Genomic DNA, 16,456 nt, shown 5'->3' with positions numbered 1-16,456 from the left:
TACATTCGTGACATGACGACGGATACATCTCCCTCTTGGCTGCTGCTCATCCCGAAGGTTCCGGCCGAGCCGTCGCGGCACCGCGTCGCGGTGTGGCGCGAGCTCCGGCGGATCGGAGCCGTTCCCGCCGCGTCGGGGGCGTGGACGGTGCCCGACCTTCCCGCGTTCACCGAAGCCCTGCCCACGGTGCGCGAGCTCGCCCAGCGCGGTGGCGGCGGTGTGTCGGTGCTGAAAGCCGCCTCGCACGGCGATGACGACGTCGCCGTGCTCCGCGACGCGTTCATCGCGGCGCGTGTCGACGAGTGGGAGGAGTTCATCGCCGACTGCGGCAAGTTCTCTGACGAGATCGACCGCGAGATCGCGAAGGAGAAGTTCACGTTCGGTGAGCTCGAGGAGGAGGAGCAGAGCCTCGACCGTCTTCGCCGGTGGCACCGCGACCTCCGCCGACGCAACATCGTCGAGCTCGACATCGCCGACGCGGCGAATCGGCGTCTCGACGAGGTGACCGAGAAGCTCGCCGGCTACGCCGAGCAGGTGTTCGCACGCAACGTGCCGGACTCGTCGCAGGACTGACCATGCCGGAATGGCTCGTCGTCGGCCTCGCGGTCGTCGCGGGGCTCGTGGCGATGTGGCTGGCGCTGCTGCTGGTGCTGTGGGTGCAGGCGCGCCGCGCGGGACGCAGCGTGGACTGGCGGCAGATCGTGCGGCTGGTGGGCGATGTCGTGGTGCTGCTGAAGCGGCTCGTCGCCGATCCCGAGGTGCCGCGGGGCACGCGCTGGTGGCTTGGCGGCCTCCTGGTGTACCTCTTGCTGCCCATCGACCTGGTGCCCGACTTCATCCCGGTGCTCGGCTACGCCGACGACGCGATCATCGTGGCGATCGCCCTGCGCTACGCCATCCGGACGGCCGGAAGGGCGGCGATCGAGCGTCACTGGCCGGGCACGGCCGACGGGCTGGAGAGTCTCCTGGCGCTGGTCGGGGTGAGCTGAGGCGGCCCAGGCGGGTGCGCCCGATGCCTCAGCTCTCCGTGCTGGTCAGGCCTTGGGCCACTCGATGAGCAGGAGACCCTGCTTGGTGCCGGCGAAGGTGACCTCGCCGTCGGTGAAGTGGTAGGTCATGCCGTAGCCCTCGTCGTCGGGGGCGATCACGGTGTCGGGGCTCTCGGTGATGTAGACGCCGTCTGCGGACTCCTCGCGCACCCAACCCTGTGAGATGAGCTCGTCCTGCACGTCGCCGGCCTTCGACTCCTCGAGGGGCGCCCAGCCGAACATCATGCCGTGGTCGCCGGCGGGTCCTTCGAAGTCGGCCCACATGCACTGCAGCCCGTCCTCGATCTCGGTGCTGCCGATGTACAGCGGCGACTCCTGCGCCGTCCAGCCCACACCCTCGAACTCGGCGACGACGGTCGCGGCGATCAGCGTCTCGCACGTCGGGTCTTCGGTCGACGTCGGCTCGGGCTCCGCCGTGGACGTGGGTTCGGGGGCGGCCGTCGTCGGAGCCGCCTCCGGGGCGGTCTCTTCGGGAGCCGCCTCGGGGGAGCCGGCGCAGGCGGTGAGGACGACCGCCGTCAGGAGGAGGGTGGCTGCGGTGCCGAGGATGCGGGAGGCGTGCATCGGGGAGGTCTCCGTAGGGGGATTCGGGAGGCGGATCGGGGGATCAGGCGGAGTGGAGCAGGTCGAGGTAGGCGGCGTGGAGCGTGCGGTTCGTCGCGAGTGACGAGCGGTCCGACAGGGAGTCGTGGCCCTCGAACGAGGTGAACTTGCCGCCGGCCTCGGTGACGATGGGCACGAGTGCGGCGATGTCGTATTCCTTGACGCCGAACTCCGCGACGAACTCGAGGCGGCCCTCTGCCAGGAGCATGTACGGCCACGCGTCGCCGTAGCCCCGGTCGCGCCAGACCGAGGCCGTGAGCCGCTCGAGGGCCTCGAGCTTGCCGGCCTCACGCCACTGCGCGATGCTCTGGAAGCTCACGCTGGAGTCGGCGATCGCATCCACCGTCGACACCGCGAGGCGCCGGGGTTCGCCGGCAGGTGTGTTCGTCCACGCGCCGTGCCCGGTGGCGGCCCACCAGCGACGCCCGATGGCGGGCTGGCTCGCGACACCCACCCGCGGCACGTCGTCGATCGCCAGGGCGATGAGGGTGGTCCACATCGGGATGCCCTTGAGGTAGTTCGCGGTGCCGTCGATGGGGTCGATGATCCATTGGCGTGCCGAGTCGCCGGTGATGCCGTACTCCTCGCCGAAGATCCCGTCGCCCGGGCGCTCGGTCTCGAGCAGGGCACGGATCGCACGTTCGGTGGCGAGATCCGCCTCCGTGACGTGGCTCGCGTCGGCCTTCAGGCGCACGTCGAGATCGGCGGCGTCGAAGCGCGCCATGGACGCGGCGTCGGCGGCATCCGCCAGCCGGAGCGCGAGATCGAGATCGCGCTGCAGATCTCCCTCGAACGGCGTGTCGAACGTCGATGCGGCGGAGGGCGAGGTCACGAGATCAAGGATAACCGCGGCGTTCCCGCCTCGATTTCACGAGACGCGATCGTGATGCTAATGTTGGTCCTCGGTTCGCCGCGTTGCGAATCTCGCACCTCTAGCTCAATCGGCAGAGCAACTGACTCTTAATCAGTGGGTTCAGGGTTCAAGTCCCTGGGGGTGCACCATCACCAAGAGCCGCCCGCGCGATGAACGCCGGGCGGCTCTTCGCATCCGTCCGGAGTCCCGAGAATCCGCCCGATAGGGTGGGCGCGATGTCAGATTCCAGACGACGAATCCGTGGCAATCCTGCCGCCGCCACCCGGGCGCCGTTGCGCGCGGCCGCGAACGCGATCGTTGTGGCGACGGCGACGCTCGCCCTGGCGGGCTGTGCGCCCGACCCGGATCTCGGCGCGGTCGAGAGCGGGCTCGCCGGCGTCGACAACGTGACTGCGGCGACGGCGTCGCCGCAGCACTCCAACTTCCCATGGGAGACGCAGGTGAACATCGACCTGTACGTCGAGGAGACGGACGAGGACGCGCTCGTGCAGACCGTGCGCGACATCGCTCCCGTGCTCGCAGCCGACCGCGCGACCTCCCGGTTCGAGACGACCGTCAACTTCTACGAGGGCGAACCGGCGGACTACGGCGATGACGGCGCCGACAGCTTCGATCGCGCCTACGTCCCGCAGGACGGCGGCGTGTTCGAGCAGGAGCTCGGGCTGACGGAGTTCGCCGGGATCGTGTTCGGACCCGGCGACGTCGAGCGCCTCGCCGCCGAGTCCGACTGACACCGGCCTCAGGCGGCGTCGCCGACCAGCACGGCCGCGGCCTCGTCCGCAGCGTCCGCCTCTCGCGCGTCGATGCGGGCGAGCGCGCGCCGGCCGAGCAGGATCGTCGCGGCGGCGATGATGACGGATGCCGCGGCGAAGACGTACGGCACGGTCGGGCCGTAGAGGTGCCACAGCAGGGCGGCGAGCGGGGGAGCGGCAGCTCCGCCCAGGAACCGCACCGCGGAGTACGACGACGATGCCACCGAGCGGGGGAGATCGGTGGCCTCCATGACGGACTCCGTCAGGACGGTGTTCATGATGCCGAGCAGCAGACCGCCGACGATGATGCAGGCCACGAGCGCCGCCGCGTCGTGCACCAGCAGTCCCGCGGCGACCAGGTCGAGCGCCAGGAGCGGCAGGGTCAGCAGCATCACGGTGGTGCGCGCCAGGTGCCGCATCAGGAGCGGTGCGACCCACACGCTCGTGAGGGCGAGCGCGACGCCCCAGCCGAAGAACGTGAATCCGATGCCCATGGCGCCGAAGCCGAGGGGGAACGGCGAGAACGCCAGCAGCACGAAGAACCCGACGTTGTAGAAGAGGGCCGCCACGGCGAGTACCGCGAGCGCCGGGATGCGCAGCGCCCGGAACGGCGCCGACAGCGGCACGGGAGCCGGCTTGTCGACCGGGCGCCGCACCAGCACCAGCACGGCCACGAACGCGATCGCCATGAGTGCCACGACACCGAAGAACGGGCCGCGCCAGCTCATCTCGCCGAGGAGGCCGCCCAGCAGCGGGCCGACGGCGATCCCGAGGCCGAGTGCTGCTTCGTACAGCACGATCGCGGCGCCGCTGCCACCGGACGCCGCCCCGACGATCGTCGCGAGCGCGGTCGAGATGAACAGCGCGTTGCCCAGGCCCCACCCGGCACGGAAGCCGATGATCGCGTCGACGCTGCCGCTGAGCGCGCACAGCAGGGCGAACACCACGATGAGCCCCAGACCGACGAGCAGGGTCGCCTTGGCGCCGATGCGGCTCGAGATCCAGCTCGTCACCAGCATCGCGAGCCCCGTCACCAGCAGGTAGCTCGTGAAGAGCAGCTCGGTCTGCACCGGGCTCGCCTGCAGCGACTCGGCGATCGCGGGAAGGATCGGGTCGACCAGGCCGATGCCCATGAACGCCACGACGCACGCGAACGCGACCGCCCACACCTGCGCCGGCTGGCGCCAGACCGAACCCGTGGTGCGACCGCTCACAGCCCAGCCTCCGCGGAAGCCGTGGCCGTCACGGCGCGGGTGCGATCGAGCTTGCGGGTGAGGACGGATGCCGTGGTCCGCAGCGCGTCCCATTCCTCCGCAGAGAGGTCGTCGAAGTGGGGTGCCAGGGCGGCGGTCAGCTGTCGCAGCCAGGCGTCGAGCGCCTCGAGCCCGAGCGGCGTCGCGGCGACCACGGTCGCCCGCGAGTCCGCGGCATCCGTCATCTTCTCCACGAGGCCGTGATCGGCCATCTGCCCGATCAGCCGCGTCATCCCGGGCTGCGTCACACGGCTGAGACGAGCCAGCTCGCCGACGCGGAGTGCGCCCTGGCCGCGGAGGATCGTGAGCGTGCGCCACTGCGCAGCCGGTGTCTCGCTGGCGGTCTCGAGCGCCGCGACGCGGGTGAGAGCGTGGGCGGCGACGATGAGGGTCTCGATGTCCTGGTCGTGGGTCACGGAAAAAGCATACCGCCGATATATACCGCGGGTATCGAAATGGCGCCGCGAGGCGGCGCGGAGTTCCGATTCGATAACGGCGACGCCCCGACACTCGCGCCGACTTGACGGACGAGCCATCCGTTTCCTACATTGCAAGAACCTGAATCGGATTTCATGTTTGCACCGAAGCGCCGATTCCAGCACCAGATCCTTCCAATGGGGAAAGGCACGCACATGCGGGTTACGAAGAAGTTGCTCCTGGGCTCCGTGGTCGTCACGGCAGCGCTCGGCCTGGCGGCCTGCGCGCCGACCGCCGAGACGCCGTCGGGCGGCGCCACCGACGGCGGCGGGCCGTCGGAGGTGACGGTCGGCATCGTCACGAGCGAGTCCGGTCCGCTCGCCGGCTACGGCAAGCAGTACCTCGACGCCTTCGAGGCCGGTCTCGACTACGCCACCGACGGCACAGGCGAGATCGACGGCACCACCATCACCATCGAGAACCGCGACGACGCGGGCGACCCCGACAAGGCCGTCACCGCCGTGAAGGAGCTCATCGGCGAGGGCGTCAACATCATCGCCGGCACGGCTTCCTCCGGCGTGGCGCTGGCCGTGGCCGAGCAGGCCGAGCAGAACCAGGTGCTCTACATCTCGGGCCCCGCTGCCGCCGACGCGGTGACCGGCATCAACGACTACACGTTCCGCTCGGGGCGCCAGAGCGCGCAGGACGTCGCGACCGCCGGAACGTTCCTCGACGACATCGAGGGGCGCACCGTCACGGTGTTCGCGCAAGACAACGCCTTCGGGCAGGGCAACGTCGCCGCGGTCGAGGCGATCCTCGGCGGCCAGGGCGCCACCGTCAACTCCGTGCTGGTGGCGGAGGACGCCACCGAGTTCACGCCGTTCGCGCAGCAGGTGCTCGCGGGCGAGCCCGACCTCGTCTTCGTGGCCTGGGCCGGCGCCACCTCCGGCGCGATGTGGCAGGCGATGAGCCAGCAGGGCGTCCTCGACGAGATCCCGGTCGTGACCGGCCTCGGCGACGCCGCCACGTTCGGCGCGTACGGCGAGGCGTCCGAGAAGATCAACTTCCTGAACCACTACTTCCCGGGCGCTCCCGACAATGATGTCAACACCGCGATGGTCGAGGCCATCGAGGAGGCCGGCGGCACCCCTGACCTCTTCAGCCCGGACGGCTTCAACGCCGCGATCATGATCGTGCAGGCCATCAAGGAGGGCAAGGGCGATGTCGACGCGATGGTCGCCGCCCTGGAGGGCTTCGAGTTCGAGGGCCCGAAGGGCTCGATGACGGTGCGCGAGAGCGACCACGCGCTGATCCAGGACATGTACCAGGTCAAGCTCGTCGCCGACGGCGGCACCTTCGTCCCCGAGCTCGTCGACACCGTCGCGGCCGACGAGGTCGCGCCGGCCGAAGCCGAGTGACGCGGAGCCGAACCGAACGATGAGCACTCCCGTCCCGTCCGCGCCGTCCGGCGAGGCCGCGCGCCGCGGCTGTCCGCTGAAGATCGAGGGCCTCGGTCTGCAGATCGGCGGCGCGACGATCCTCAAGGACGTCGAGCTCGACGTCGCTGCCGGCTCCCTCGTGGGTGTCATCGGCCCGAACGGCGCCGGCAAGACCACGCTCTTCAACGTGATCTCGGGGCTCATGAAGCCCACCGCCGGCCGCGTCGTGCTGGACGGCCGAGACATCACGACGGCGTCGGTGCCCGCGCGGGCGCGGGCGGGACTGGGGCGCACCTTCCAGACGTCGAGCCTCTTCCCGAAGCTCAGCGTGCTCGAGAACGTGCGTCTGGCGGCCCAGGTGTCGCTCGGCGGCTCGGGCTCGCTCCTGCACTTCCCCAAGCGGAAGGATGCCGCGACCGAGCTCGCGCTCGAGAAGCTCCGCGTCGTCGGGCTCGACCACAAGCGCGACGCGCTTGCGGGTGACATCTCGCACGGCGACAAGCGCAAACTCGAGATCGCGGTGCTGCTGGCGACCGAGGCGAGCATCGTGCTGCTGGACGAGCCGATGGCCGGCGTCGCCTCGGGCGACGTGCCGGGCCTGGTCGAGAACATCCGACAGATGCAGCGTGAGAAGGGCTGCACGCTGCTCATGGTCGAGCACCACATCGACGTGCTCATGGGCCTCGTCGAGAAGGTCGCGGTGATGTACTTCGGCACGATCATCGCGTACGACACACCGCAGCGGATCATGGACGACCCGCTGGTGCAGAGTGCGTACCTCGGCACCGGCTCGGGCGAGGGGGAGGCGGCATGAGCGGCTCAGCGGCCGGGGCTGCGGCATCCGCTCCCATTCTCAGCGTGCGCGACCTGCGATGCACCATCGCGGGGCAGCAGGTCGTGGAGGACGTATCGTTCGAGGTGCCGGCGACCGGGATCACAGCCGTGCTCGGGCGCAACGGCGTCGGCAAGACGTCGACCCTGCGCGGCATCCTGGGGCTCATCTCGCGGCGCGGCGAGGTGCGCCTGGCCGGTGAGCGCATCGACGGCCTGCCGACGCATCGCATCGTCCGACGGGGCGTGGGCTATGTGCCCGAAGACCGCGAGGTCTTCTCGAAGCTCACGGTCGCCGAGAACCTCGCGCTGGCCGAGCGTCAGCGCAACCCCCGGCGCGAGTTCGTCGCCGAGCTGTTCCCCGACCTCGTGGCCCGCCGCGACCAGCCGGCAGGCACTCTTTCGGGAGGTCAGCAGCAGATGGTCTCTGTCGCCCGGGCGCTGCTCAACGACAACCGGCTGCTGCTGGTCGACGAGCCGACCAAAGGTCTCGCCCCGAGGATCGTGACCGAGGTCGCCGATGCCCTCGAAGAGGCGTCGAAGACCGTGCCCATCCTTCTCGTCGAACAGAACCTCGAGGTCGTGCGGCGGCTCGCCGACGACGCGATCGTCATCGCCGGCGGTCGCGTCGTGCACGTCGGCAAGGCGCGCGACATCCTCGAGGACGACGACCTCACCCGGCGCCTCCTCGGCGTCCATGCGGAGCACGCAGACGCATGCGATGCACTGAGCGAGCGGAGCGAGTCGAAGTGAGCACCCTCGTCCTCACCCTGATCACCGGCGTCGGCCTCGGCGCCCTCTACTTCCTCGTCGCGAGCGGGCTGAGCCTCATCTACGGGCTCATGCATGTGCTGAACTTCGCGCACGGCGCGTTCCTGACATTGAGCGCCTTCATCGGCTTCATGGTCGCGCAGGCGCTCGGCACCGACTCGTGGACCTCGTTCCTGCTGTCGGTGCTCGTCGGCGCCGCCGTCGGCGCGGTGTTCGCGACGCTCACCGAGCTGGTGCTGATTCGTCCCTTGTACGAGCGGCACATCGAGCAGGTGCTCGTCACCGTCGGCCTCTCGTTCGCCGCAGTGGCTCTCTTCGAGGGCATCTGGGGCACCGACCCGATCCACATCTCGGGACCGCCGTGGCTCAGGCAGACCACCGAGGTGCTGGGGGCCCGCATCCCGAACACGTACTGGGTGCTCATGATCGCCGCCGTGCTCGTGCTCGCCGCGCTCGTGCTGTTCCTGCAGCGCACCCGCTACGGCATGATCATCCGGGCCGGCGTGGAGAACCGCTCGATGGTGACCGCCCTCGGCATCGACGTGCGGCGCTCGTTCACCCTCGTCTTCGCCATCGGCGGCGCGGCCGCCGGCATCGGCGGCGTACTGGCCATGCACTACTCCACCTTCGTGTCGGCCCACCTCGGGCAGACGCTGCTCATCTTCGCGTTCATCGTGACCGTCGTGGGCGGTCTCGGCTCGCTGACCGGAGCGGCGGTGGCCTCTGTGCTCGTCGCGGTCCTGCAGCAGTTCGCGAACTTCTACCTCGGCGGCACCGGCGACTTCATCGTCGTGATCCTCCTGGCCCTCGTGCTGCTGGTGCGCCCGACCGGACTCCTCGGGAGGAAGGCATGACCGTTCGACAGGCTCAGCGACCGGCGAACGGCGCGCGAGGAGCGGAGGATGCCTCGGACCCCGGCATCCGTCGATTCGTCCCCGCGGTCGTCGGGGTCGTGCTGGTCGCGTTCATGGCGGTGCTGCCGCAGCTGAACCTCTCGCTGCCGGGCATCCTGCCCACACCCACGTACATGCCCGGAACGCTGGCGCTGCTGTCGCTGTGCATGGTGTTCGCCGCCCTCGCGCTGTCGTACAACCTGCTGCTGGGATCGGGCGGCATGCTCTCGTTCGGCCATGCGCTGTACTTCGGCGCGGGCGCGTACGGGCTGGGGATCGCGCTCGAGCACTTCGGCGTGCCGCTGTGGCCGGGGGTCTTCATCGCACTCGTCGGCGGCATGATCATCGCCCTCATCACCGGCGCCGTGTCGATGCGCGTCTCGGGCATCCCGTTCGCCATGGTGACGCTCGCCTTCGCGCAGGCGGGGTCTGTGCTCGTACGTCGCAACTCGCAGATCACCGGCGGTGAAGAAGGGCTCAGCGTCAACACCGATCAGGTGCCCGACTTCCTGGTCGGCGTCATCAACACGCGCAACCTGTACTGGTTCACGCTGGTCGTGCTCGTCGTCGTCTACCTCGTGACGGTGTGGGTCGACACATCGCGCCTCGGTCACCTCGCCCGCGCCACGCGCGAGAACGAGCAGCGCGTGCGCGTCCTCGGGCTGTCGCCGTACAAGGTGCGCCTCATCGTCTTCGTGATCGCCGCGGTGCTCGCGAGCCTCGCCGGCGTGGCCTACATGCTGCTGCAGTCGGGCACCGTGCCGCGATCGGTCTCGGCCGACCTCACCATCACCGTGCTCGTCATGGTGGTGCTGGGTGGCGTGGGATTCCGCTGGGGTGCCATCGTGGGCGGTGTGCTCTACACGCTGCTGGACCAGCGACTCACGGTGCTCGCGGGCTCGGAGGCCATCGCCGGTCTGCCCGAGGTGCTGCGCATCCCGCTCTCCGAGCCGCTGTTCCTCTTCGGCGTGCTGTTCATCATCGTGGTGATGTTCCTCCCCGGTGGCATCGCCGGCACGATCGACGCCGCCGTGCGCCGCCGGCGCGGCGAGCGGGTGCGCGGCTCGCTCCGCGACCTCGACGACGCCGAGGACGCCGGCGACGCGCTCGACGGCACGGCGCCCGCGGCTGCGGACCAGGTGCGCGCATGACGTGGACCGCCGACCCCGAGATCGACGACGGACCGCACACGATCGGGCGGTGGATCGTCGACCGTGCCTCGCGATCGCCCGGGCGCATCGCCATCGATGACCGCGGCGTGACCACCGACTACGCGACGCTCGCGCAGCGGGCGACCGACCTGGCCGAGCGCCTGCGGCGTGCCGGCTACGGCCCCGGCGACCGCGTCGCGACCGTGTCGGGCAACTCCGCCGACCACGTCGTGGCCTTCTTCGGCTGCGCGATCGCGGGCGTCGCGTTCGTCCCGCTGTCGTGGCGACTCACGCCGCGAGAGCTCGCCGACGTGCTCACGCGCGCCTCGCCGGCCCTCGTCCTCATCGAGGACGAGCACGAGGCCCTCGCCGGCGAGGCCCTGCGCCTGGCGGCGGTACGGCCCCCGTCCGCCTCGCTCGGCGCGACGGGCGTCGAGTCCGGTGCCCCGGCTGCGGCGCAGCCGCGCAGCCGCCGCCCGGTGCGGGATGAGGATCCGCTGCTGGTGATTTTCACGTCCGGCAGCGAAGCGGCCCCGAAGGGCGTCGTGCTGACGCACGCCAACTGCTTCTGGAACAACCTGGCGCTGGCACAGGCGCTGCCCCTCGGTCAGGACGATGTCGTGCTGGCCATGCTGCCGCAGTTCCACGTCGCGGCCTGGAACTGCCAGCCGCTGCTGGCCTGGTGGGTCGGCGCGACGGTCGTGCTCGAGCGCTCCTTCCAGCCCTCGCGCGTACTGCCGCTCATCGCCGACCGGGGCATCACCGCCATGATGGGCGTGCCCACGCAGTACGCGATGCTGGCCGACGACCGCGATTGGGCCGCGACCGAGCTGAGCTCGCTGCGGCTCGCGCTCGTCGGCGGCGCCACGATGCCGCTGGCGCTCTCCGAGATCTGGGCGAGCCGCGGCGTGCCGCTGACGCAGGGTTACGGTCTCACCGAGGCCGCACCGAACGTCCTCCACCTGCCCGCGTCCGAGACGGCCGACGCGCCCGGCGCGGTCGGGCGTCCGTACCCGCACGTCTCTGTGCGGGTGGTCGATCCGGTGTCGGAGCTGGCCCTGGAGGGTGAGGCCACCGGCGAGATGTGGGTGCGCGGGCCGAGCGTCTTCGCCGGATACCTGGGTGACGACGCCGCGACGGCCCGCGCGATGCGCGGGGACTGGCTGCGCACCGGCGACCTGGTGTCGCGTGACGCGGCCGGCGTCTTCCGGGTCGTCGACCGGCTGAAGGACATCTTCATCTCCGGCGGCGAGAACGTCGCGCCGGCCGAGGTGGAGTACGCGCTGTGCCTGCACCCGCTCATCGAGGCGGCGGCCGTCGTCGGTGTGCCCGACCCGGTGTGGGGCGAGCGGGGCGTGGCCTTCGTGGTGCCGGCCCCGGGGGCCGCGCTCGGGGTCGACGAGGTGCTCGCCCACGCGCGCCGCAACCTGGCGGCGTTCAAAGTGCCGGTCCACGTCCGGTTCGTCGACGAGCTGCCGCGCTCGACGATCGAGAAGCTGGCCCGTTCGCGCCTGCGCCAGGAGGCGCTGGCCCTGATCGGCGACCCGGCAGGCAGCGGCGCGGATCCGCACGACGTCGTGCGCGAGGCAACGAAGGGGGAGGCCCGATGAGCATGTCCGACGAACTCGTCGAGCACGAGGAGCTGGTGTCGTCCGCGACGGGGCGGCCGCTGACGAAACGCGGCGAGGCCACGCGCCGGCGCCTGCTCGAGGCGGCAGAGCTGGTGTTCGCCGAGCAGGGCTACCACGAGGCATCCATCGTCAAGATCACCGAGCGCGCCGGCATCGGGCTGGGCACGTTCTACCTGTACTTCGACAGCAAGCAGGCGATCTTCGAGGCCCTGGTGCTCGACCTCAACCGGCGCGTCCGGCACTCGATGTCGGAGGCGATGACCGGGGCGTCCGACCGCCTTGCCGCCGAGCGGGCCGGTTTCGCGGGATTCTTCCGCTTCACCGCCGAGCACCCGGCGCTGTACCGCGTGGTGCGCGAAGCGGAGTTCGTCTCGCCGGAGGTGCTGCGCCTGCACTACACCCGTATCGTCGAGGGCTACGAGGCCGGGCTCCGCGCGGCGCAGGCCACCGGCGACGTGGATCGCGCGCTCGACCCGGAGACCACTGCGTGGGCGCTCATGGGCATGGGCGAGCTCATCGGCATGCGCTTCCTGTTGTGGGAGCGCGACGCCGAGGGCAGGCCGCCGGCCGAGCTCGACCCGAAGGTGTTCGCCGGGATGACCCGGTTCATCGACAACGCGCTCGCGCCGCGGGCGGAGGAGGAGAAGTGATGCGCGATCTCGCGGGCAAGCGGGCCCTGGTCACCGGGGGCGCCAGCGGCATCGGGCTAGCCTGTGCGCACGAGTTCGCTGCCCGCGGCGCGCACGTCGTCATCGCCGATCTCAACGCAGATGCCGCAGCGGATGCCGCCACCGCCGTGGGCGGCGAGGCATGGGCCGTCGACCTGTCGGACACCGGGGCGCTGGAGGATCTCACGCTCGACGTCGACATCCTCGTGAACAATGCCGGGATCCAGCGGGTCGCGCCGATCCCGGACTTCGATCCGGACGCGTTCCGGCTGATCCTGCGGCTCATGCTGGAGTCGCCGTTCCTGCTGGTCCGGGCGGCGCTCCCCGGGATGTACGCACGGGGCTGGGGCCGGGTCGTGAACATCTCGAGCGCCCACGGCCTGCGTGCCAGCGCGTTCAAGTCGGCCTACGTGGCGGCCAAGCACGGGCTCGAGGGGCTCTCGAAGGTGACCGCCCTGGAAGGCGCCGCGCACGGAGTCACCAGCAACTGCATCAATCCCGCCTACGTGCGGACGCCGCTCGTGGAGAAGCAGATCGCCGACCAGGCGAAGGTGCACGGCATCCCCGAGAGCGAGGTGGTCGAGAAGATCATGCTCACCGAGAGCGCCGTCAAGCGGCTCGTCGAGGCCGACGAGGTGGCCTCGCTCGCGGGTTGGCTGGTGTCGGACAAGGCCGGAATGGTGACCGGGGCGTCGTACACGATGGACGGCGGATGGACGGCCCGATGAGCGACGGCAGGCTGAATCACCGGTACCGCGCCCTCGACGTGCCCGTGCCCGGCGGCACGCTGCGCGCCGGGGTGTGGGAGCCGACGGATGCCGCGCCCGGCGCGCCGACGGTGCTGCTGGTGCACGGGGTCACGGCCTCGCACCTCGCGTGGCCGTTCGTCGTCGACCGGCTGCCCGGCGTGCGGGTCATCGCGCCAGACCTGCGCGGACGCGGGCGCAGCAACGGCATCGAGGGCGCGGCGGGGATGGCCGCACACGCCGACGACCTCGCCACCCTGCTGGACGCCGTCGGCGTCGACCGCGCGGTCGTCGTCGGTCACTCGATGGGCGGTTTCGTCTCGGTGGTGTTCGCCCACCGGCACCCCGAGCGCGTGTCGCGGCTGCTGCTCGTCGACGGCGGGCTGCCGCTCGACGTGCCGAGTGGGCTCAGCGCCGACGAGCTGGTCGCGGGGATCCTCGGTCCGACGGCCGCGCGGCTGTCGATGCGATTCGCGGATGTGGGGGAGTACCTCGAGTTCTGGCGCCGGCATCCGGCCTTCGCCGCGGCGTGGACCGCCGAGCTCGAGGAGTACCTCGCGTACGACCTGGTCGATGACGGGGCCGGCGCATTCCGCCCGGCGACGAGCTATGCCACGACGGCCGACGACACCGTCGACATGAACACCGGCACGGCGCTGCCGGAGGCGCTGGCGGGGCTGCGGCATCCCACCCGCGTCCTCACCGCGCCCCGCGGACTGCAGGACGACCCGCCGGGGCTGTACGCGCCGGAGTACCTCGCCGGAGTGCTCGAGGCGTTCCCCGAGGTGACGCACGAGCGGATCGACGGTGTCAACCACTACACGATCGTGATGTCGCCGGACGGCGCCGCGGTCGTGGCCACCGCCGTCCGCGAGGAGCTGGCGGCGGCGGCCACGACCGCGTGAGCGCTACTTCGTCTGGAACTGCGCGCTGAGCGTGGACCCGTCGGCGGTGGTCAGCACGACCGTGTAGCACTTGCCGGGCGTCTTCGGTGTCTGCCAGTTCTGGATCCACTGGTGTGCGGTGGCGTCGTAGCGGAGCGTCGTGTTGCCCGTGGTGGTGAGCACGTCGTCGCTCTTGGCGTCGGCCGGGTCGCAGCTCGCACCCTTCACCACGAACGCCGCCTTCAGCGTCGTGAGGCTGGTCACCTCGGTCTCGCCGGCGCGCACCGCGAACTTCAGCGGGACGGTCGATCCGCCCTTCACGACGTTGAGCACCGTCGTGCCCATGTCGACCGGCTTGTAGAAGCCGTCGAGCTTCCAGGCCTCGATCTCGAAGGTGGCCGATCCCTCGCCCGCGAGGTGGTCGGCATCTCCGGGGAAGCTCGCCGAGGCCGTCGCGAAGCCCACCGCCGTGTTGCCGGTGTAGGCGACGGTCAGCGGCTGGTTCAGCCCGCCGGCGCCCGTGACCGTGGCCGTGCACGGCTCGATGGCCGAGCCCGAGAACGGGATCTTCGCGGTCGGGCAGTTCACGACGACGAGCGAGGGCGCTTTGCCGATGACGAAGCCTCCCTGCACCGAGGTTCCGACGTGATTGTCGTCGCCCTGCCACGACGCGCTCGCCCCCGCGTCACCGGCGTGCACGTTGTCGACATAGGTGACCGGCACGGTGAAGGCCGCCAGGCCCGCCCCGCTCACGACGGCGGTGCACGGGGTGTGGGGCTCGCCGGTGTACACGACGGGTCCGATGCACGCCAGCGCGATCGACGACGCGGCCTTGCCGATCTCGAACGTGGTCGCGTCGGCGCTCGGCTCATGGTTCGGGCCGCCCGGGTAGGCAGCCGAGACGCGCGCCGCCGGTCCTGCCGCGATGTTGTTCTCGTACGTCGGCGTGACCGCGTCGTCGAGGCCGCCGGCGCCCACGACGCGTGCCGTGCACGGAGTGAGCGGCTGGCCGGTGTAGGTGTTCGGCGCCGTGCAGGTGATCGTCGTCGTCGTCGGCGCCTTGGCGATGCGGAACGTGGTGGAGGCCGTGCTCGACGTGTGGTTGCGGTCGCCGGCGTAGTCCGCCGAGGCGGTGGCTTCTCCCGCGGCGGTGTTCTTCTGGTATGTCACCGGAACGCTCTCGTCGAGGCCGCCGCCTCCCGTCACCTTCGCCGTGCAGGTCTCCTTGGCGGTGCCGTCGTAGACGGTGTCGGAGCATACCAGCGCGATCGACGAAGCCGCGGGCCCGATGGCGATATCGGCGGTGCCGGATTGCGGCATGTAGTTGGCGAACGCGAAGTTCCACCGCGCAGTGCCGCCGGGCACGTCGATGAACGTCTCGCCGAGGGAGAGGCCACTGCGGAGGTCTTCGTCGTTCAGACCCGTGCACGTGCCCTCGGCGCCGTGGGCGGCGCCGTCGTAGACGCCCGCGTAGCCGGTCACCGTGCAGGTCGCGCCGGCCGGAAGGATGGCGAACGACTTCGTGGCGCTCGATCCGCTGTGGTTGTCGTCGCCGGGATAGCTCGCCGAGGCCTGACCGGTGCCCGCGGCGATGTTGTCGGTGTACGACGGCGGCACCGATGCGGCGAGCCCGCCGACACCCACGACGCTCGCGCTGCACGGAGTGTGGGGCGCGCCGGTGTACGTGACGGAGGCCGGGCAGTCCAGGGTGGTGGTCGAGGGCGCCTTGGCGATCTCGAAGGTGGTGGTCGCGTCGCTCGGATTGCGCGTCGCGTCGCCGGCGAACGAGGCCGTCGCGGTCGCCGTGCCCGCGAGGGTGTTGGAGGCGTACGAGACCGGCAGGCTCAGGCTGGCCCCGCCCGCGCTGGTGAGCGTGGCGGTGCAGGGGGTGAGGGCGGTCCCGGTGTACACGACCGAGTCCGGACACGAGAGCGTCGTCGTCGTGTCGGTCTTGGTGGCGCAGGGACCGACCGTCCAGCGCGCCGTCTTGGAGACAGGACCCACGGTGATGGGCTTGCCCTCCCAGTTGGTGCCCGAGCCCGAGAAGGTCACGGTGCCGATGCGGCCTCCGGGAGTGGTGCCCGCCGTCAGCGTCACGGTGACCGTCGCCCCGGTGGGGGACAGGTCGTTGTTGCCGTAGACCGCGGTGCCCTCCCAGTCCTCCGGCACCTCGATGTCGCCGGCCACACCGTCCGTCACCGTCACCGACAGCGGCGCGGTCGTCTCCGCCGTGACGTTCACCCAGGTGTCGTTCTTGAACACCTTCTGGCCCTGTGTGTTGCCCTGGTGGCCGTTGCTCTTCAGATAGACGGCCACCTGCTCGGTCGTGGTGCTCCCGCACGCGACGGTGCCGAACTCGATATCGGCCTGCGTGCCGACGGCGATCGCGTCCCCGTCGACGAACAGGTCGTCGGCGTACGCCGCACCCCCGATCGAGACGAGAACCGCCGAGACCGCCAGAGCGACGGCGGACAGCACGGATGAACGCTGCTTC

The 16,456-nt window shown here is 70.7% G+C and carries 17 protein-coding genes and 1 tRNA gene; 13 read left to right on the top strand and 5 right to left on the bottom strand.

Annotated elements, in window-relative coordinates:
- Nucleotides 1-12 precede the first annotated feature (12 nt).
- Together R8Z57_RS09255 and R8Z57_RS09250 are read left to right on the top strand one after the other, a co-directional pair.
- On the top strand, nucleotides 13-573 hold the full coding sequence (locus R8Z57_RS09255; RefSeq protein ID WP_318353460.1) for a Chromate resistance protein ChrB: 561 nt from the start codon (nucleotides 13-15) through the stop codon (nucleotides 571-573).
- 2 nt (nucleotides 574-575) lie between these two features.
- Nucleotides 576-989 carry a YkvA family protein gene (locus tag R8Z57_RS09250; RefSeq protein WP_318353459.1) on the top strand — a complete coding sequence of 138 codons (414 nt, stop codon included), beginning with the start codon at nucleotides 576-578 and terminating at the stop codon, nucleotides 987-989.
- A 45-nt stretch (nucleotides 990-1,034) separates the two neighbouring features.
- Here R8Z57_RS09250 and R8Z57_RS09245 read toward each other — a convergent pair whose 3' ends face one another.
- Both R8Z57_RS09245 and R8Z57_RS09240 read right to left on the bottom strand, forming a co-directional pair.
- On the bottom strand, nucleotides 1,035-1,613 hold the full coding sequence (locus tag R8Z57_RS09245) for a hypothetical protein (protein ID WP_318353458.1): 579 nt from the start codon (nucleotides 1,611-1,613) through the stop codon (nucleotides 1,035-1,037).
- A 43-nt stretch (nucleotides 1,614-1,656) separates the two neighbouring features.
- Nucleotides 1,657-2,484: an inositol monophosphatase family protein gene (locus R8Z57_RS09240; RefSeq protein WP_318353457.1), complete on the bottom strand. Its 828-nt coding sequence runs from the start codon at nucleotides 2,482-2,484 to the stop codon at nucleotides 1,657-1,659.
- 94 nt (nucleotides 2,485-2,578) lie between these two features.
- On the opposite strand from R8Z57_RS09240, the gene R8Z57_RS09235 reads away from it, so the two are divergent.
- Both R8Z57_RS09235 and R8Z57_RS09230 read left to right on the top strand, forming a co-directional pair.
- Nucleotides 2,579-2,654: transfer RNA gene (locus R8Z57_RS09235), tRNA-Lys, on the top strand.
- An 87-nt stretch (nucleotides 2,655-2,741) separates the two neighbouring features.
- Nucleotides 2,742-3,257 (top strand): hypothetical protein, encoded by a 516-nt coding sequence (locus tag R8Z57_RS09230; protein ID WP_318353456.1) that lies wholly within the window; start codon nucleotides 2,742-2,744, stop codon nucleotides 3,255-3,257.
- A gap of 8 nt (nucleotides 3,258-3,265) precedes the next feature.
- On the opposite strand, the gene R8Z57_RS09225 is transcribed toward R8Z57_RS09230, so the two are convergent.
- Nucleotides 3,266-4,492, bottom strand: coding sequence for an MFS transporter (locus R8Z57_RS09225; RefSeq protein ID WP_318353455.1), 1,227 nt, complete (start codon nucleotides 4,490-4,492; stop codon nucleotides 3,266-3,268).
- The gene (locus R8Z57_RS09220) at nucleotides 4,489-4,947 is read right to left on the bottom strand and encodes a MarR family winged helix-turn-helix transcriptional regulator (RefSeq protein ID WP_318353454.1); all 459 of its coding nucleotides are present in this window, start codon (nucleotides 4,945-4,947) and stop codon (nucleotides 4,489-4,491) included. The genes R8Z57_RS09225 and R8Z57_RS09220 overlap by 4 nt, the downstream gene beginning before the upstream one ends.
- Before the next feature lie 216 nt (nucleotides 4,948-5,163).
- Here R8Z57_RS09220 and R8Z57_RS09215 point away from each other — a divergent pair, with 216 nt between their 5' ends.
- The 9 genes from R8Z57_RS09215 to R8Z57_RS09175 all read left to right on the top strand — a co-directional run bounded on the left by R8Z57_RS09215 (nucleotide 5,164) and on the right by R8Z57_RS09175 (nucleotide 13,983).
- Nucleotides 5,164-6,366: a substrate-binding domain-containing protein gene (locus tag R8Z57_RS09215; protein ID WP_318353453.1), complete on the top strand. Its 1,203-nt coding sequence runs from the start codon at nucleotides 5,164-5,166 to the stop codon at nucleotides 6,364-6,366.
- A 19-nt stretch (nucleotides 6,367-6,385) separates the two neighbouring features.
- Nucleotides 6,386-7,201, top strand: coding sequence for an ABC transporter ATP-binding protein (locus tag R8Z57_RS09210; RefSeq protein WP_318353452.1), 816 nt, complete (start codon nucleotides 6,386-6,388; stop codon nucleotides 7,199-7,201).
- Nucleotides 7,198-7,971, top strand: a complete 774-nt coding sequence (locus R8Z57_RS09205) for an ABC transporter ATP-binding protein (RefSeq protein ID WP_318353451.1) — start codon at nucleotides 7,198-7,200, stop codon at nucleotides 7,969-7,971. Before R8Z57_RS09210 ends, R8Z57_RS09205 begins: the two co-directional genes overlap by 4 nt.
- The gene (locus R8Z57_RS09200; RefSeq protein ID WP_318353450.1) at nucleotides 7,968-8,843 is read left to right on the top strand and encodes a branched-chain amino acid ABC transporter permease; all 876 of its coding nucleotides are present in this window, start codon (nucleotides 7,968-7,970) and stop codon (nucleotides 8,841-8,843) included. Before R8Z57_RS09205 ends, R8Z57_RS09200 begins: the two co-directional genes overlap by 4 nt.
- A gap of 113 nt (nucleotides 8,844-8,956) precedes the next feature.
- Nucleotides 8,957-10,033, top strand: coding sequence for a branched-chain amino acid ABC transporter permease (locus R8Z57_RS09195; protein WP_318353580.1), 1,077 nt, complete (start codon nucleotides 8,957-8,959; stop codon nucleotides 10,031-10,033).
- Nucleotides 10,030-11,643, top strand: coding sequence for a class I adenylate-forming enzyme family protein (locus tag R8Z57_RS09190; RefSeq protein WP_318353449.1), 1,614 nt, complete (start codon nucleotides 10,030-10,032; stop codon nucleotides 11,641-11,643). Before R8Z57_RS09195 ends, R8Z57_RS09190 begins: the two co-directional genes overlap by 4 nt.
- Complete coding sequence (locus tag R8Z57_RS09185) at nucleotides 11,640-12,314, top strand: TetR/AcrR family transcriptional regulator (protein ID WP_318353448.1); 675 nt, start codon at nucleotides 11,640-11,642, stop codon at nucleotides 12,312-12,314. The genes R8Z57_RS09190 and R8Z57_RS09185 overlap by 4 nt, the downstream gene beginning before the upstream one ends.
- Nucleotides 12,314-13,060, top strand: coding sequence for a 3-hydroxybutyrate dehydrogenase (locus R8Z57_RS09180; RefSeq protein WP_318353447.1), 747 nt, complete (start codon nucleotides 12,314-12,316; stop codon nucleotides 13,058-13,060). Before R8Z57_RS09185 ends, R8Z57_RS09180 begins: the two co-directional genes overlap by 1 nt.
- A complete protein-coding gene (locus R8Z57_RS09175) occupies nucleotides 13,057-13,983 on the top strand; it encodes an alpha/beta hydrolase (RefSeq protein WP_318353446.1) in 927 nt (308 codons plus the stop codon). The genes R8Z57_RS09180 and R8Z57_RS09175 overlap by 4 nt, the downstream gene beginning before the upstream one ends.
- Nucleotides 13,984-13,986: 3 nt before the next feature.
- On the opposite strand, the gene R8Z57_RS09170 is transcribed toward R8Z57_RS09175, so the two are convergent.
- Nucleotides 13,987-16,440 carry a PxKF domain-containing protein gene (locus tag R8Z57_RS09170; RefSeq protein WP_318353445.1) on the bottom strand — a complete coding sequence of 818 codons (2,454 nt, stop codon included), beginning with the start codon at nucleotides 16,438-16,440 and terminating at the stop codon, nucleotides 13,987-13,989.
- Between the last annotated feature and the right edge of the window lie 16 nt (nucleotides 16,441-16,456).

Source organism: Microbacterium sp. M3 (assembly GCF_033548675.1).
GTDB classification, from domain to species: Bacteria; Actinomycetota; Actinomycetes; order Actinomycetales; family Microbacteriaceae; genus Microbacterium; species Microbacterium arthrosphaerae.
The sequence above is the reverse complement of the archived record's forward strand: the minus strand, read 5'-3'. Positions and strand labels throughout refer to the sequence as shown.

Coding starts and splice junctions, on each gene's coding strand:
- R8Z57_RS09255 (WP_318353460.1), top strand. CDS start 13: ATGACGACGGATACATCTCCCTCTTGGCTGCTGCTCATCCCGAAGGTT.
- R8Z57_RS09250 (WP_318353459.1), top strand. CDS start 576: ATGCCGGAATGGCTCGTCGTCGGCCTCGCGGTCGTCGCGGGGCTCGTG.
- R8Z57_RS09245 (WP_318353458.1), bottom strand. CDS start 1,613: ATGCACGCCTCCCGCATCCTCGGCACCGCAGCCACCCTCCTCCTGACG.
- R8Z57_RS09230 (WP_318353456.1), top strand. CDS start 2,742: ATGTCAGATTCCAGACGACGAATCCGTGGCAATCCTGCCGCCGCCACC.
- R8Z57_RS09215 (WP_318353453.1), top strand. CDS start 5,164: ATGCGGGTTACGAAGAAGTTGCTCCTGGGCTCCGTGGTCGTCACGGCA.
- R8Z57_RS09210 (WP_318353452.1), top strand. CDS start 6,386: ATGAGCACTCCCGTCCCGTCCGCGCCGTCCGGCGAGGCCGCGCGCCGC.
- R8Z57_RS09205 (WP_318353451.1), top strand. CDS start 7,198: ATGAGCGGCTCAGCGGCCGGGGCTGCGGCATCCGCTCCCATTCTCAGC.
- R8Z57_RS09195 (WP_318353580.1), top strand. CDS start 8,957: ATGGCGGTGCTGCCGCAGCTGAACCTCTCGCTGCCGGGCATCCTGCCC.
- R8Z57_RS09190 (WP_318353449.1), top strand. CDS start 10,030: ATGACGTGGACCGCCGACCCCGAGATCGACGACGGACCGCACACGATC.
- R8Z57_RS09185 (WP_318353448.1), top strand. CDS start 11,640: ATGAGCATGTCCGACGAACTCGTCGAGCACGAGGAGCTGGTGTCGTCC.
- R8Z57_RS09180 (WP_318353447.1), top strand. CDS start 12,314: ATGCGCGATCTCGCGGGCAAGCGGGCCCTGGTCACCGGGGGCGCCAGC.
- R8Z57_RS09175 (WP_318353446.1), top strand. CDS start 13,057: ATGAGCGACGGCAGGCTGAATCACCGGTACCGCGCCCTCGACGTGCCC.